The organism is Acidobacteriota bacterium (genome assembly GCA_009838525.1).
Taxonomy (GTDB): domain Bacteria; phylum Acidobacteriota; class Vicinamibacteria; order Vicinamibacterales; family UBA8438; genus VXRJ01.
Map to the genome: position 1 here is coordinate 25,039 of VXRJ01000028.1, position 15,182 is coordinate 40,220.

14 protein-coding genes are annotated in these 15,182 nt (G+C 68.2%); 7 read left to right on the forward strand and 7 right to left on the reverse strand.

The window, feature by feature from the left end; genetic code table 11:
• Window positions 1-26 precede the first annotated feature (26 nt).
• Window positions 27-1,289, forward strand: coding sequence for an amidohydrolase family protein (locus F4Y45_12250; protein MXY25279.1), 1,263 nt, complete (start codon window positions 27-29; stop codon window positions 1,287-1,289).
• A 19-nt stretch (window positions 1,290-1,308) separates the two neighbouring features.
• On the opposite strand, the gene F4Y45_12255 is transcribed toward F4Y45_12250, so the two are convergent.
• On the reverse strand, window positions 1,309-3,150 hold the full coding sequence (locus F4Y45_12255; GenBank protein MXY25280.1) for an ABC transporter ATP-binding protein: 1,842 nt from the start codon (window positions 3,148-3,150) through the stop codon (window positions 1,309-1,311).
• A 63-nt stretch (window positions 3,151-3,213) separates the two neighbouring features.
• Between F4Y45_12255 and dinB the strand changes: the two genes are divergently transcribed.
• From dinB to F4Y45_12280, 5 genes are all read left to right on the forward strand, one after another.
• On the forward strand, window positions 3,214-4,302 hold the full coding sequence (gene dinB, locus F4Y45_12260) for a DNA polymerase IV (GenBank protein ID MXY25281.1): 1,089 nt from the start codon (window positions 3,214-3,216) through the stop codon (window positions 4,300-4,302).
• Window positions 4,217-5,362, forward strand: a complete 1,146-nt coding sequence (gene rsgA, locus F4Y45_12265) for a ribosome small subunit-dependent GTPase A (GenBank protein ID MXY25282.1) — start codon at window positions 4,217-4,219, stop codon at window positions 5,360-5,362. The genes dinB and rsgA overlap by 86 nt, the downstream gene beginning before the upstream one ends.
• 94 nt (window positions 5,363-5,456) lie before the next feature.
• The gene (locus F4Y45_12270) at window positions 5,457-5,795 is read left to right on the forward strand and encodes a hypothetical protein (GenBank protein MXY25283.1); all 339 of its coding nucleotides are present in this window, start codon (window positions 5,457-5,459) and stop codon (window positions 5,793-5,795) included.
• Complete coding sequence (gene queG, locus F4Y45_12275) at window positions 5,789-6,835, forward strand: tRNA epoxyqueuosine(34) reductase QueG (GenBank protein ID MXY25284.1); 1,047 nt, start codon at window positions 5,789-5,791, stop codon at window positions 6,833-6,835. The genes F4Y45_12270 and queG overlap by 7 nt, the downstream gene beginning before the upstream one ends.
• Before the next feature lie 26 nt (window positions 6,836-6,861).
• Complete coding sequence (locus F4Y45_12280) at window positions 6,862-7,440, forward strand: YqgE/AlgH family protein (protein MXY25285.1); 579 nt, start codon at window positions 6,862-6,864, stop codon at window positions 7,438-7,440.
• A gap of 110 nt (window positions 7,441-7,550) precedes the next feature.
• Here F4Y45_12280 and ettA read toward each other — a convergent pair whose 3' ends face one another.
• Entirely contained in the window at window positions 7,551-9,230 is a 1,680-nt protein-coding gene (gene ettA, locus F4Y45_12285; protein MXY25286.1) for an energy-dependent translational throttle protein EttA, read from the reverse strand.
• 80 nt (window positions 9,231-9,310) lie between these two features.
• The gene (locus tag F4Y45_12290; GenBank protein MXY25287.1) at window positions 9,311-10,033 is read right to left on the reverse strand and encodes a hypothetical protein; all 723 of its coding nucleotides are present in this window, start codon (window positions 10,031-10,033) and stop codon (window positions 9,311-9,313) included.
• Between the two features lie 41 nt (window positions 10,034-10,074).
• On the opposite strand from F4Y45_12290, the gene F4Y45_12295 reads away from it, so the two are divergent.
• Window positions 10,075-11,157 (forward strand): MBL fold metallo-hydrolase, encoded by a 1,083-nt coding sequence (locus F4Y45_12295; GenBank protein ID MXY25288.1) that lies wholly within the window; start codon window positions 10,075-10,077, stop codon window positions 11,155-11,157.
• Window positions 11,158-11,191: 34 nt separating this feature from the next.
• Here the strand turns inward: F4Y45_12295 and F4Y45_12300 are convergent, their stop codons facing one another.
• The 4 genes from F4Y45_12300 to F4Y45_12315 all read right to left on the reverse strand — a co-directional run bounded on the left by F4Y45_12300 (window position 11,192) and on the right by F4Y45_12315 (window position 15,169).
• Window positions 11,192-12,034: a hypothetical protein gene (locus F4Y45_12300; GenBank protein ID MXY25289.1), complete on the reverse strand. Its 843-nt coding sequence runs from the start codon at window positions 12,032-12,034 to the stop codon at window positions 11,192-11,194.
• Between the two features lie 5 nt (window positions 12,035-12,039).
• Window positions 12,040-13,239, reverse strand: coding sequence for a hypothetical protein (locus F4Y45_12305; protein ID MXY25290.1), 1,200 nt, complete (start codon window positions 13,237-13,239; stop codon window positions 12,040-12,042).
• Between the two features lie 138 nt (window positions 13,240-13,377).
• Window positions 13,378-13,803, reverse strand: coding sequence for a ferritin-like domain-containing protein (locus F4Y45_12310; GenBank protein ID MXY25291.1), 426 nt, complete (start codon window positions 13,801-13,803; stop codon window positions 13,378-13,380).
• A gap of 67 nt (window positions 13,804-13,870) precedes the next feature.
• Window positions 13,871-15,169 carry a beta-lactamase family protein gene (locus F4Y45_12315; protein ID MXY25292.1) on the reverse strand — a complete coding sequence of 433 codons (1,299 nt, stop codon included), beginning with the start codon at window positions 15,167-15,169 and terminating at the stop codon, window positions 13,871-13,873.
• Between the last annotated feature and the right edge of the window lie 13 nt (window positions 15,170-15,182).

Genomic DNA, 15,182 nt, shown 5'->3' on the forward strand with positions numbered 1-15,182 from the left:
GGATTCGTTCGCACGGGAGACGTGCCATGACACGGACGAGAGTCGTAGCCGGAGTCATCAGCGTTCTGTTCCTCGCCCTCGGGCTGCCCGTATCCGGGCTGCTCGCGCCGATCGATGCCCAGGCGCCGGACGGCGATAGCCGGGTCCTGATCCGGGCCGGCCTGTTACTCGACGGAACCGGCGGGATGCGCGAGAACGCACGCCTTACGGTTGACGGCAACCGGATCACGCGGGTCGACGGGTTGCGCGGGGCCGTCGACTACGACCTGTCGGACCTGACCCTGATGCCCGGCTGGATCGACACGCACGTCCACCTCACCTCGCACTTCGACGCGAGCGGCAGGGTGCACGGCGCCCCCGGCGCTCGGGAAGAGAGCGAGGGAGAGCTGATGCTGCACGCCGTGGCGAACGCCTGGCGCAACCTGCAGGCGGGTGTCACCACGGTGCAGAGTCTCGGCAGCGAGATCGACGGACCGCTCCGCGATCGGATCGCCGCCGGCGACATTCCGGGCCCGCGGGTGCTGACGTCGCTTCGTCCGGTGACCGCCGCCACCGGCGACGTGGACGCGATCCGTGCGTTCGTCCGGCAACTCGAGGCGGACGGCGCCGATGTCATCAAGATCTTCGCTTCGGGCAGCATCCGCGACGGCGGCGAGCGGACGCTGAGCGACGAGCAGATCGAGGCGGCCTGCGACGAGGCGCGCGCCCAGGGGCTCCGCTCCGCCGTGCACGCCTACGGTGCGGAAGTGGTTAGCGCGGTGGCCCGGGCCGGTTGCAACCAGGTGGAGCATGCCAACCACTATGACGCCGACACCATCGCCCTGCTCGCCGAGCACGGTACGTTCGTCGGTTTCCACACCGGCCTGCTCTGGGACAACTACGCGCAGTTCCGCCCGCGGTTCATCGGCGTCGGGAACTACACCGAGATCGGCTTCGAGCGGATGCGTGAAGCGCGCCGCGTCGGCCTCGACACGTTGCGCGAAACACTTCGCCACGGCGACGTCCAGATCGTCTTCGGAACCGACGCCACGGCGGGCGCGCACGGACGAAACTTCGAGGAGTTAATCGTTCGCGTGGACGAAGCGGGCCAGAATCCGATGGACGCGATCATCTCCGCCACCTCGATGGCCGCGCGCGCGATCGGCATGGAGGACGACCTGGGTCAGATCGCTCCCGGGTTCATCGCCGACCTCGTCGCCGTCGAGGGCAACCCCGCCATCAACATCGAGGCGTTGCGCAACGTCCGGTTCGTCATGCGGGACGGGATCGTCTACCGGAACGATCCGTAGGGAGCGGCATCGCCGACCGCTACCCGTGGCTCCTTGGGATAGCGACGGGCGCCGGATCGGGCGTGAAGTCCTCCCCCGGATTGATGAAGCGGTTCCGCTCAAGGCCGTACTGCCGGTCGTAGAGCTGCTTGTACCGCCCGTCGAGAGCCATGAGCTCATCGTGCGTCCCCTGCTCGACGACTTCGCCAGCTTCCAGCACGAGGATCTGATCCGCGCTGCGGATCGTCGACAGCCGGTGCGCGATGACGAAGCTGGTGCGTCCGGCGCGCAGGGCGCGCAGCCCGTCCTGAATCAGCGCCTCGCTCTCGCTGTCGAGGCTGGACGTCGCCTCGTCCAGAATCAGGATGCCGGGGTCGGCGAGGATGGCGCGTGCGATCGCGACGCGCTGCCGCTGACCGCCGGAGAGCTTGACGCCCCGCTCGCCCACGATCGTGTCGTAGCCGTCGGGGAACTGATTGATGAACTCGTCGCAGTGCGCCAAGCGACTCACCTCGCGGATTTCCTCGTCCGTCGCACGCGGGTTCGAGAACGCGAGGTTGGCGCGGATGGTGCCATCGAAGAGGAAGTTCTCCTGCAGCACGACGCCGAGACGGGCGCGGTAGTCCTTCAGGCTGATGTTCTGGAGGTCGCGTCCGTCGATCAGGACGCGGCCGGCCGTCGGACGGTTGAATGCCATCACCAGGCTGATCAGCGTGCTCTTGCCCGAGCCGCTCGATCCGACCAGCGCGGTGGTGGTGCCGGGAGCCGCCTCGAGTGAGACTCCCTTCAGGACCGGCACGTCCGGCTCGTACTCGAACCAGATGTCCTCCAGCCGGATTTCGCCGCGGCACGCACCCAGCCGGTCCCGCGTTTCGTCCTCCTGATCCTCGGTCGCCATCTCTCGGACCTCGCGGATCCGGTCGAGTCCCGCGAACGCCTCGGTGACCTGCGTCCCGATCTGAGAAATCTGAATAACCGGGGCGATGACGAGTCCGGTGAAGATGAGGTACTGCAGCAGCTCGCCGGTCGTCCACGACCCGGACATCAGCGCGTTGCCTCCGAGGACGATCATCATGGCGCCGATGAGCCCCATCACGAACGTGGAGATGGACGTAACGGCGGAAACTCCGGTTACCGTCTTGGCGACGTTGCGGAACAGGCGATGGGCGCCGCGCGCAAAGACCAGTTGCTCGCGCTTCTCGACGCCGTAGGCCTTCACGATCCGGATGCCGCTGAGGGTCTCGCCGAGCCGCCCCGTGACTTCGGCGTTGATCTTCCCCCGCTCCCGGAAAACGGGCCGGATCCGCGAGAAGGCGACGGCCATCGTGATCCCGAACAGACCGAGCACGAGCACCGTCAGCAGCGTCAGCCGCCAGTTGAGCCAGAAGAGCCACACGAGCGCGATCGACGCGGTGAGCAATCCCCCCGCCAGGTGAGCCAGCCCGGTGCCGACGAGGTTCCGGATCCCTTCGGCGTCGGTCATGACCCGGGATATCAGAACGCCGGTCTGCGTCGAATCGAAGTAGCGGATCGGCAGGCGCGAGACGTGGGCCATCACCTGCTTCCGCATCTCGGTGATGGCGCGCTGGGCGGCGACGCCGAGCACCTGCGACAGGGCGAAGCCGGTCGCGGACTGCACGACCGCGGCGGCAAGGCCGACCCCGGCCAGCATGAACAGCTCGTCGGTCCGTTGCGCCGGAATCACCTCGTCGAGGATGTAGCGCGACATCGCCGGCAGCACCAGGCCGGCGAGGCGACTCACCAGGATCAGCACCAGACCGAGGGCCAGCCGGTAGCGGTAGCGCCACATCAGGCCACGCGCTTCCTCCCACGCCGTGGCGGTCAGCTTGCGTTTCCTGCGAGGCTGGGGCACGTCGGGCATGCACCATCATGGTAGTAGACTTCCGCCGTGACCGATCGGCGACGCCGTATCGTGCACATCGACATGGACGCGTTCTACGCGTCGGTGGAACAGCGTGATCGGCCGGAGCTGCGCGGCAGGCCGGTCGCCGTGGGTGGACGGCCGGAAGGGCGCGGCGTGGTCGCGGCGGCCAGCTACGAGGCGCGCGAGTTCGGCGTCCGGTCGGCGCTGTCGATGGCGCAGGCGGTCCGCCGTTGTCCCCAACTGGAAATTGTCCGCCCCGATTTCGCGAAGTATCGCGCGATCTCGCAGCAAGTGTTCGATCTGTTTCGCGCCGTAACCCCCAAGGTGGAGCCCCTCTCGCTCGACGAGGCGTACCTCGACGTGACGGAAAACGCCTGGGGCGAACCGTATGCGACACGCGTCGCGAAGCGGTTGAAGGCGCAGATTCGGGAAACGACCGGCCTGACCGCATCCGCCGGCGTCGCTCCGAACAAGTTCCTCGCCAAGATCGCGTCGGGATGGCAGAAGCCGGACGGACTGACCGTCGTGTCGCACGACCGCGTCGAGCCGTTCCTCCAGCAGTTGCCGGTGGGCGCGCTGTGGGGTGTCGGCCCGGTCACCGAGCGCCGGCTGCGAAAAGCGGGCATCGAGCGGCTGGTGGACGTGCGCGCCATCGACGACGCGGCGCTCCATCGCCTGGTGGGAAGCCATGCCGAGTCGCTCCGGCGTCTGGCGCACGGCATCGACGAGCGCCCGGTGGTCGCGCACCGCGAGCGAAAGTCCAAGAGTTCGGAGCAGACCTACGCGCTCGATCTCGTCGATATGGAGACGATTCGGGCCGAGATCGATCGGATGGCGCGTGGCTCCGGCGACTGGCTGCGGCGCGCTGGCATCCGTGCGCGAACCGTCACCGTGAAGGTGCGCTATGACGACTTCACGACAATAACGCGGAGTCACACGGCGCGGCCCGCTACGGACGATCCCGACGAAGTCGCGCGCCGCGCGCAGATGCTGATCGATCGCACCGACGCCGGCGCCCGCCCGGTACGCCTCCTCGGGGTCGGCGTCCATAGTCTCGCCGCCGATGGTGACGACGACGATCCCGGCGAAACCGGCCACGACTGGCCCCGTCTCTGGGATCTCCCGCCCGGCGAGCCGGCGCATCCATGATGCGATGAGCGATCGCTCCGTGCCGCCCGGTCTGGCCGCACTTGGTTGGGACAAGACGTTCGCCGCCGCATTCGCGGCGCTGAACGACGCCGCGCTCGTTCCCGCGCGCGTCGGCATCGAGCACAACCACATCTACCGCGTCGTGACGGCGGACGGCGAACGGATGGCGCAGGCGGCGGGACGGCTACGGCACGAGGCGGCGGGCCAGGACCAGCTTCCCGCAGTGGGCGACTGGGTGGCGGTCGCCCTGAACAAGACCGACGACACCGCGACCATCCGCTTCGTCCTGCCGCGCCGCAGCAGCTTCGCCCGCAAGGCGGCGGGCGACCCGACGACGCGCCAGGTGGTGGCAGCGAACATCGACGTCGTCCTCGTCGTGGCCGGACTCGACCGCGATTTCAACCCGCGCCGTATCGCGCGGTATCTGGTCGCGGTGGCCGAGAGCGGAGCCCGGCCGGCCGTCGTGCTGAACAAGTGTGACCTGTGCGACGACCTGGATGCGGCGATCGCCCAGGTGCGGGACGCCGCGCCCGGCGTTCCGATACACGCCACATGCGGCAAGACCGGCCAGGGCGTCGATCAGCTCCAGCCCTATCTGGCGCCCGGCCGCACCGCGGCGCTGCTCGGGTCGTCCGGCACCGGCAAGTCGACCCTGATCAACCGCCTGCTCGGCGAGGAACGCCAGCGGACGCAGCCGGTCCGCGGCATCGATCAACGCGGCCGCCACACCACCATCCACCGCGAGCTCATCCTGGGCCCCGGCGGCGGCCTCATCATCGACACGCCGGGCCTGCGCGAGTTGCAGATCTGGGACAGCGCCCGTGCGCTGGAGGACGCCTTCGCCGACATCGACGAACTGGCCGCCGACTGCCGCTTCCGGGACTGCCAGCATGGCGCGGAACCGGGTTGCGCCGTCCGCGATGCGGTCGACGCGGGCCGCCTCGATCCCGCGCGGCTCGACCAGTACCGCCACCTTGCCGAGGAGCGAGAATTGCTGGTGCGGCGGCGCGAAGAACTGGCCCGCCGCCAGGAGCGGGCCCAGACCCGCAGGAAACGGTAGGGACGGCGAGACGGTCGGCGCGGTCGCGCCGGTCGGCGTGGGCGCCCCTGTGGGAGAATGGCGCAAACGACGACCGGCCCCAGGGGAGAACGCCATGCCATTGACCCGCGCTCTCATCGCGCTGTTGTTTGCCGCCCTTCTGATTCCCTCTGCCGCCACCGCCCAACCGGCGTGGCAGCTCCCCGACACCGTCGAGCACAAGCCGGTCGACATCTGGAGCGAGGGCACCCGCATGCGGACCGACAAGGCCCCCAACCTGAACGGCTGGGCCCATCTCGACAAGGTGCTGGAGTACCGCCCGGTCAACGACGCCCACCGCATCACGATCCCGCTTCTCGTCATCGACGCGGAGCACGAAGAGCTGTTCGACCGCCACCAGGCGGGCGAGCTGGTTCAACGACTGCCTGAAATAGCGACTGCCGCACGATGCTGAAGGCGTCCGAGGTGAAGCGGATGGCCCGGGAGGCCGGGTTCGATCTGTGCGGCATCGCCCCCGCGGAAGCGTTCCCGGAACTGAAGTACTTCGACACGTGGCTGGCCGCGGGCCATGCCGGCGAGATGCGGTATCTGTCGCGGTCCGCGGCGCGACGGGCCGACGTGCGGAACGTGGTGCCGGCGGCGCGGTCCGTCGTTGCTCTGGGCGTCATCTACAACACCGACCGGCCGTACTCGACCGAGGTGGGCGACCCCGACGCGGCGCTCATCTCACGCTACGCCTGGGGCGAGGACTACCACGACGTGCTCGGCCGGCGCGCGGACGCTCTGCTGGCGGAAATGCGCGAGGCATGCGACGAGCCGTTCGAGGCGCGTTGGTACGTCGACACCGGACCCGTCCAGGAACGCGTCTACGCGCAGTACGCCGGCCTGGGCTGGATTGGGAAGAACACCTGTCTCATCCACCCCGAACAGGGGTCGTGGATCTTCCTCGGCGAGATCATCACCAGCCTTGCACTCGAGCCCGACGCGCCGCAGCTCGATCAGTGCGGCACGTGCACGCTCTGCATCGAGGCATGCCCGACCGACGCGCTGCGCGAGCCGTGGGTGCTCGATTCGACGCGATGCCTGTCGTACCTGACCATCGAGCTGCGCGGTCCGATCCCCGAGACCTGGCGCGACGCCATCGGCACGCACGTCTACGGTTGCGACATCTGCCAGGATGTCTGCCCCTACAACCATCCCGCGGCTCGCTCGGGCGACGCCGCGTGGCGGCCGCGGCCCGCTCTCGACCAACCGACGCTGATCGACCTGTGGCGCCGATCGGACGCGGATACTCAGGCGTTGCTCGCCGACAGCGCGATGTCGCGTGCGAAGCTGAACGGATTCCGGCGAAACGTGGCGGTCGCCTTGGGCAACAGGGGGACGGCCGCGGCCCGTGCGGCGCTCGACGCATCGGGCGGCGCGGAGCGCGCGTCGACACGGGATCCGGTCGTCGCGGAACATGTGGCGTGGGCGCGCCGGCGAGACGAACCGTGACACAATGACTGCGTGGCAGGCACCCCATGACTGACTCGGAACCTCCGAAGAAGGGCATCGCATCGCTCGCTCCGTCGCTGCTGATCTCGATGCCGCAGATGGTCGATCCCAACTTCCATCAGACGGTCATTCTGCTGTGCGAGCACGGCGAGGATGGCGCGTTCGGACTGGTGCTGAACCGGCGAACGGAGACGCCCGCAGCGGAGGTCGTCGGGATGTCGCCGCCGGTGTCGGGCCAGAGCGACCTGGAGCTCTGGATCGGCGGGCCGGTTTCGCCGGAACGGGGCTGGATTCTGCTGGGCAACGAGCCGAGCGAAGCGGATTCCGTCCGGGTCTGCGACGGGGTCTTCCTGTCCACGTCGCAGACGCTGCTGCGCCGCCTGCTCGAGTCGCCGCCGCCGCCGCGGACTCGCCTGCTGACCGGCTACGCCGGCTGGGGCCCCGGCCAACTCGACGCCGAGCTGTCCCTGTCGTCGTGGCTCAATGCCGACATCGACCTGGACATCGTCTTCGACACCGAGCCCGACCGGATGTGGGATGCGGTGATCCGGCGTCTGGGCGTCGATCCCGCCCTTCTGCAGACCGGCGGCACCTCCGTCAACTGACGAGGGCGCGCTCGGCTCAGCCCGTTCCGCATGCAACCAGGTAGGTGCCAAACGAAGCCGACGAACTCGAGCAGCGCACCGGGCCGCCGCCAAATTCGCGGTTGGCACCGTCACGCCCGCGTCAGCTTGCGGAACTTGATCCGCTGCGGATGGTCCGCCTTCCAGCCGAGGCGCCGCTTCCGGTCGGCTTCGTAGTCGCTGTAGTTCCCAGCGAACCAGACGACTTCGCTGTTCCCCTCGAACGCGATGATGTGCGTGGCGATCCGGTCGAGGAACCACCGGTCGTGGCTGACCACGACGGCGCAGCCGGCGAAGGCGAGGAGGGCATCTTCGAGCGCCCGCAGCGTGTCGACGTCGAGGTCGTTGGTCGGCTCGTCCAGCAGCAGCAGGTTGGCGCCGTTGCGCAGCAGCCGGGCCAGGTGAACGCGGTTGCGCTCGCCGCCGGACAGCGTTCCCACCTTCCGTTGCTGATCGGAGCCGCGGAAGTTGAACCACGAGACGTAGGCGCGTGAGGCGACGGTCCGCTTCCCGAGGGTGACGTCGTCCTGCCGGTCGGAGATCGCCTCCCAGACCGTTGCGTCCGGGTCGAGATCGCGATCCTGATCGACGTAGCCAACCTGGACGGTCTCGCCCAGGCGGATGGTCCCCGCGTCGGGCTCTTCCTCGCCGGTGATGAGCCGGAGCAGCGTCGTCTTGCCGGCGCCGTTGGCTCCGACGACGCCGACGATTCCGGCGGGCGGAAGGGCGAACGACAGTCCGCCGATCAGGGCCCGCTCGCCGTAGCCCTGGATCACATTGTCCGCTTCCACCACCACGTCACCGAGGCGCGGCCCGGGCGGGATGTAGATCTCGACCGTCTCGATCGCCTTGGCGGACTCTTCCGACAGCAGGCGCTCGTAGGCGTTCAGGCGCGCCTTCCCCTTGGCCTGCCGGGCGCGGGGCGACATGTTGATCCACTCCAGCTCGCGCTCCAGCGTCCGCCGCCGCTTCGCCTCTTGCTGCGCCTCGATGCTGAGGCGTTGCTGCTTCTGGGCCAGCCACGACGAGTAGTTGCCTTCCCACGGGATGCCGGCGCCGCGGTCCAGTTCGAGGATCCAGCCGGCGACGTTATCGAGGAAGTACCGGTCGTGGGTTACGGCCACAACCGTGCCGGGGTAGTCGGCGAGGAACCGTTCCAGCCAGGCGACCGACTCGGCGTCGAGGTGGTTCGTCGGCTCGTCCAGCAGGAGGAGGTCGGGCGACTGCAGCAGCAGCCGGCAAAGGGCGACGCGGCGCCGTTCGCCTCCTGACAGGGTCGTGACGTCGGCATGTCCGGGAGGCAGGCGGAGTGACTCCATCGCCATTCGGATACGCGAATCGAGGTCCCACGCCCCCATGGCGTCGATCTTCGTCTGCAGCTCGCCCTGCTCATCGAGAGCCTCCTCCATTTCGAGCGAGCCGGGTCCGCTCTGCGCCACGTCGGCGGTGATCTGGTCGTAGCGGCGGAGGAGGGCCCGCAGGTCCGCCACGCCCTCGTTGACGTTGCCGGCGACGTCCTTGTTGGGGTCGAGCTGCGGCTCCTGCGCCAGGTACCCGACTGACACGCCGGCGGCGGGGAACGCCTCGCCGTCGAACTCGGTGATCTCGCCCGCCATGATCCGGAGCAGCGTGCTCTTGCCCGCGCCGTTCAAACCGAGGACGCCGATCTTCGCTCCCGGCAGGAACGACAGCCAGATGTCCTTGAGCACGACGCGGTCCGGGGGGTACCGCTTGCCGAGCCCCTTCATCGTGTAGACGTACTGTGGCGCCATAGGCGGGGATTGTATGCCGTGCCAGCGGTGCGCCGGTGTCCTTGGTGCGCCGGCGTCCACGCCGGCACGGACAACCGCTGTTACTCGAGCGCGAGCGTGAAGTCCGCTTCCGCCGTTCCGCCCGCCGTGACCTGGATCGCGCGCGTCATCCCGGCCGTGCGTTCGTGCCAGACGGTGAGCGTGTAATCCCCCGGCGGTATGCCGGTCAGCTCGTAACGCCCGTCCGAGCCGGTCACGGTCCCGAGGTCGTCGGAGACGTAGACCCAGCCGCGCATCCAGCCGTGCGAGTCGCACTCGATACGCACCGGGCCGGGCCGGCGCATCGGTCGCTGCACTTCCATGCCGGGGATCGGGATTGCGATGTTGAACAATGTCCGCTGCCGGTCGTCGTAGGCGTGCGTCGTGTGGAGCGTGTCGTCCTCGCTCCGCACCGTCACCACCGTCCGGGTCGGCACCACCTGCACGCGCGGCACGAAGTAGCAGCCGGAGTTGTTGATCTCCGGATCCATCGGGGTGGCATCGCCCCACGGCGCTCCGGCGACGATCACGACCGCGTTGGCGAGGCCGCCCGAGTCGTCGACGACCACCGCGCGATCCTCGACCTCGTTCCCACAGACCGCCTGATCCGCGGTCACCTCCAGCATGCGCGGCTCGACGGTCCCGTCGAGGGTGATGCGGCCGCTGATGGCGCCGCCTGCCTGCTCCGCCCCGACTGCCCCGGAGGTGCCTGACAGCGCAGCGACGACTGCCGCCAGCACGTAGATGGCCAGCAACGTCCTGCAGGCGCGCGCCGGTAGCCTCATTACGGTTGATCCTATACGGTGGGCTGAACGGAGGGGATGAGATGCGCACGATCCGGATGCTCGTAGTCGGCCTACCGCTCGCGTTGGCCGCGACCGCCCTGGCGCTGGGGCAGGGGCCGGCGGACGGGACGCTGGACATCTACGTGATCGACGTCGAGGGCGGCGAGGCGACGCTCTTCGTCGGCCCCTCGGGGGATTCCCTACTGGTCGACACCGGCTGGCCGGGCTTCGACGGGCGCGATGCCGACCGGATCGCGGCGGCGGCGCGTGACGCCGGCGTGACCGAGCTCGACTACGTCATCGTGACCCACTTCCACACCGACCACATGGGTGGCTCGGTGCAGCTCGCGGAGCGCATCCCGGTGCGGACCTGGCTGGACCATGGCACGACGGTCGACGAGGGGGAACGGCGGCTGGCCGCGTTCGGGATCTACACCGACCTGCGTAGCACCGGCGAGCACCGCGTCGTAGCGCCGGGCGACACCGTGGAGATGGAGGGTCTCGAGGTCACCATCATCGCGTCGCACGGCGAAGTGCTGGCGGACCCGCTACCCGGCGCGGGCGGGCCGAACCCGCGGTGCGGCGACTTCGTCTTTCACGGCGAGGACATCACCAGCCGCTATGGCGACGCCGAGGATGCGCGTTCCATCAGCGCGTTCATCCGCTTCGGCGAGTTCCGCACCGTGATCATGGGGGACCTGACGTGGAACAAGGAGCACCCTCTGGTCTGCCCCGACAACAAGCTGGGGACGGTCGACCTCTACCTCGTGTCGCACCACGGCTCGGACACGTCCGGCGCGCCGGCCTTCGTTCACGCGCTGGCGCCGCGCGTCGGTGTCATGAACAACGGGCCCCGGAAGGGTGGGGCGGTGCTGACGTTCCAGATCCTCGAGGAGAGTGCCACCCTCGAGGACCTCTGGCAGAACCACTACTCGCTGCCGGGAGGCGACCGCTACAACGCGCCGGGACAGTACATCGCGAACGTCACGGAGGGCACCGCGCTACCCGACGGGCGCACCGTCCATATGGGCGCCGCGCACTGGATCCACGTCTCGGCCAGCTCCGACGGCTCGTTCGAGGTGACGAACAGCCGGAACGGGTTCAGCCGCCGCTACGAGCCGTAGCTAACGCCAGGACGGCAGGGTTTGCCGCGGGCTGCTAGGAACAACTGGACCCGGTTCGCTCCCCGCGAACCCACCCGGCCAGCATCTGCCACTCCGGGTCGTCACGGCTCTGCCAGCGTCGCGGACCGTTGTGCGTGTAAGCGCCGCCGCCGTCGGGATGAAGGGGCTTCAGCAGAAGCCGACTCTGCTCCGGGTTGCCCGGCGTGATCACGCGGGTGATCAGCTGATAGGCGCGCTGGGCCTCTTCGTCGCTCCACTCGTCGCCACGTCCGGGAGCCGGCGCGAAGCCGATGAGCCCCGTGGAATGGCAGTTGCTGCAGCGGAGCTGCCCTTCGCGCGGATTCGCGAAGACGGGCTGCACGCACGCGCGGAAGAAATTGAAGTCGATCTCGGGCTCCGGCGGAGGGACGAAGGCGTCATCCGGCATGCTTCGAATCCAATCGAGCAGCGCCACGTACTCTGGGTCGTCAGCGGAGGTCCAGTAGGTCCCCCCAGTGTGAGTCAGTCCGCCCGCATCGGGTGACAGGGGCTTCAAGAGCAGCCGGCTGCTCTCGGGGTCGGCCGTGTTGATGAGCTGGCTCACCACCTCGAAGTTGCGCATCGACTGCTCGCTGCTCCAGCCGGCATTGGAGTTCGGGGTCTCCAGACTGAAGCGCACGCTCGTCTGCCACGTGTGACACATCACGCACGACGCATAGCCTCCAATCGTGCCCCCGCGGTCTTCCATGAAGACGCTCTCGACGGTGCCGCGATACGTCTCCAACTCCTCAGTGCTCAGGGTCTGGGCGGCGACCGGCGCGACAATGCCTGGCGGTAGCGCCACGGCCGCCACCGCAGCCAGACAGCAGACCAGCCCCAGGCCGACTCTCGTCATCATGACGCCTACTCTTCCTCCGACGACCGCATGTTGGTGCCCTTGGGATTCACGCGGTCGGGGGGCAGGATGACGGTGCTGATGCGGGCCGGCCGCGAGCCGGTCGTGATGGTGGCGACCACCTCGAGCTTCTCCAGATCGACCGCCAGCGTCTGGTCGGTCCCGGACACCGCGACATACATGTATTTGCTGTCGGGTGTCGACGTCATCCAATTGGCGCTCGGGCCCACCTTGACGCCGCCGATGAACTCGAGGTCGGGCAGACTCCAGCCGTAGATGCGGCTGTCGAGCCGGCTCGAAGCCCACACGGCGGAGCGATCCGGCAGCACCTCGAGACCGTGCATATCGCCGGTCTGTATCCCGTCGGCGTTCTTTTCCCACAAGGGCAGCTCGGGCGGCCACAGCATGTCGACGACCTCGCGGCTCTCCCAGTCGATTACCCACACGGCGTTGATCCCGGTCGCCTGCGCGAAGATCCGTTTGGTCGACCCGTCATCGTTTGCCTCGAAGGCCATCGGTCGCACCGTGTGGTGCGTGCGGCCGTATTGCTCGTATCCGCTCAGCCCGAGCGACCAGGCCACGGTGTCGGTCTCGGGGTCAATCACCTGGATCGTCGGATCATCCGGCCCGGCCTGGCCGCGGAGACCGAGCACGATCCACCGTTCGTCAGGGGTCACGAAGACGTTGTGCACCGGATAGTGCACCTCGATGCTCCTGACGGTCTCGTGCGTATCGATGTCGATGACATCGACGAGGGCCGGCGCCGACCGGTTCGGATCGACCTCGACCCCGGGGCCGACCGGATTCGTCGACCGCCGCGTGATCCCTGCATAGATCTTCCGGTACTTCTTGCTGACCGCGACCTTGTTCGGTCGTTGCGACAGCTTGATCTGCTCGACCAGATCGAGCGTCTTCGTGTCGAACACGTCGACCGTATGGTCCTGCTCGTTCGCGCAGTAGTAGTAGCGCGCGTCGGGATGCATCGTCAGGTTGTGCGGATGCGGACAACCTCTGATCAGCCCTACGACCTCGTTCAGCTCGGGGTCGATGACGTGCTGGATGGTGCCCGCGTTGTTGCTCTGCAGGATCCGCACGACCACCCCGTCGTAGGAATCGAGCTGGGGCACCGCCTGTGCCGCCGCGGACGAGGCGAGAAGCAGACTGGCAACGACGACCAGGAGTGCGCGGCCGAAGAGTGAACGTGTCATCTGAACCTCCGTGTCATGGCCCATGGCGTAACGGACTGCTGCGCCGCACCACCGGCCTAGGTCCCGTCCGGACAGCCTATGATAGCGGAGACGGACGTCCGCGTCCTGCCCACACGAAATCCTGAAGCGGCCTTTGCGCTACAGCGGCCAGTCCTCCAGGATCCGCTCGGTTTCCTCGACGTGGCTGCTCTCGGCCCGTATGAAGTCCTCGAGCTGAACGACGAGGCCCTTGTCGCCGTACTCCTCGGCGTCCTTGGCTCGCTGGACGTACGCCTCGGTGGCGCGTTTCTCGGCCGCGACCACTTCCTCCAGCATGGCGCGGTCGCCGTCCGGGAGCGGCACGTGGCGCGGCGTGGTCGTGGGAGTGCCGCCGAGCGCGGCGATCTTGTTCGCCAGGTACTGCGCGTGCGCCTGTTCGTCGGCCACTTCCGCGAGGAAGAACTGAGCCAGTTGCGGGCGATAGGGGCCGGTCGCGCGGGCCGCGTAGATGATGTACTGGATGATGGCGCCGAGTTCGTCGGCCAGGTCGTGGTTCAGTTTCTCGATCAGTTCGTCTTTGGTCACGGTCGTTGGTCCCTCCGCCGTCGTTTGCAGGGCCGGCCAGCCGCCGGGTCGGCCGGCCCGCTCCGGATCAGTCGATGATCGCCTGGTAGACCAGCGTCCGGAGCTTCTGCTGATCGTCCAGGTTGATGGCCGGGATGATCTGCGTCAGGTAGACCACCACCATCTCTTCCTTCGGGTCGGCCCAGTACGTCGAGTGATACGCGCCGCCCCAACCAAACTCGCCGGCCGAACCGGGCAGCCCGGCGGCCGCCGGGTCGTGCATGATGGAGAAGCCGAGGCCGAACCCCTGGCCCGGCCGGAACGGGATGTCGCCGAGGTGGTCCGAGAGTATCGACTCGACCGTCTTGCGTGACAGGATCCGCGTTCCGTTGAATTCGCCGCCGTTCAGCAGCATCTGCAGGAACGTGGCGTAGTCGGTCGCCGTCGACAGCGAGCCCGCGCCGGCGGAGAAGGCCTTGCGGGGACCGTTCACGTAGTGACCCTGACTCACCATCGTGCCCGTGTCCGGCGCCCGCTCGAAGCCGCTGCCCCCGTCGACGGAGGAGTAGACCGTCGCCAGCCGGCCCACCTTGTCCTGCGGCAGGAAGAAGTGGGTGTCGGTCATGCCGAGCGGATCGAACAGCCGCTCCTTCAGGAACGCCTCGAGCGTCTGGCCGCTGATCTTCTCGATCATCGCGCCCAGAATGTCGGTGTTGTAGCCGTAAATCCAGCTCTCTCCCGGGTGCGCGTCCATCGGCAGGTCCGCGAGCCGCGCCATCGTTTCGCCGACTGTCTCGTCACGATCGGCGAGGTACCAGCCGGTGATTCCTGCTTCTTCCCACGCATCGGCGGCCGGCCCGCGACTGCCGAGCAGGCCCATGCCGTAGCTGATGCCGGCGGTATGCGTCAGCAGGTCCCGGATGTTGATCGGCCGGCGCGCCGCCACTATCTCGTGGCCGCCACTGTCGTCTGTCTCCAGCACCCTGGTTTCGGCGAATGCCGGCAGGTACTTGCCGACGGGGTCGGTGATCAGCAGCTTGCCCTCTTCCTGCAGCATCATCACCCCGATGCTGGCCAGCGCCTTGGTCTGCGACGCGATGCGGAAGATGGCGTCGGCCGGCATCGGCGCCTGCGCGTCGACATCGCGGTGCCCGATCGCCTCGAGGTAGGCAATCTTCCCGCGCCGCACGACGATGGCGACGGCGCCGGCGAGACGGCCTTCGTCGACGTACTCCTCGATCGCGAGGCTGAGGCGGTCGAGCCGCTCCGAGGACATGCCGACCTCTTCCGGAGCGACGCGCTCCAGTCCCTGCGCGACCAACGCCTGGGGGACGAGCAGCAGCGCGAATGCGACAACGAACGCCGTCAGGCGCATGCGTGATTTCATGACGGTCACCTCA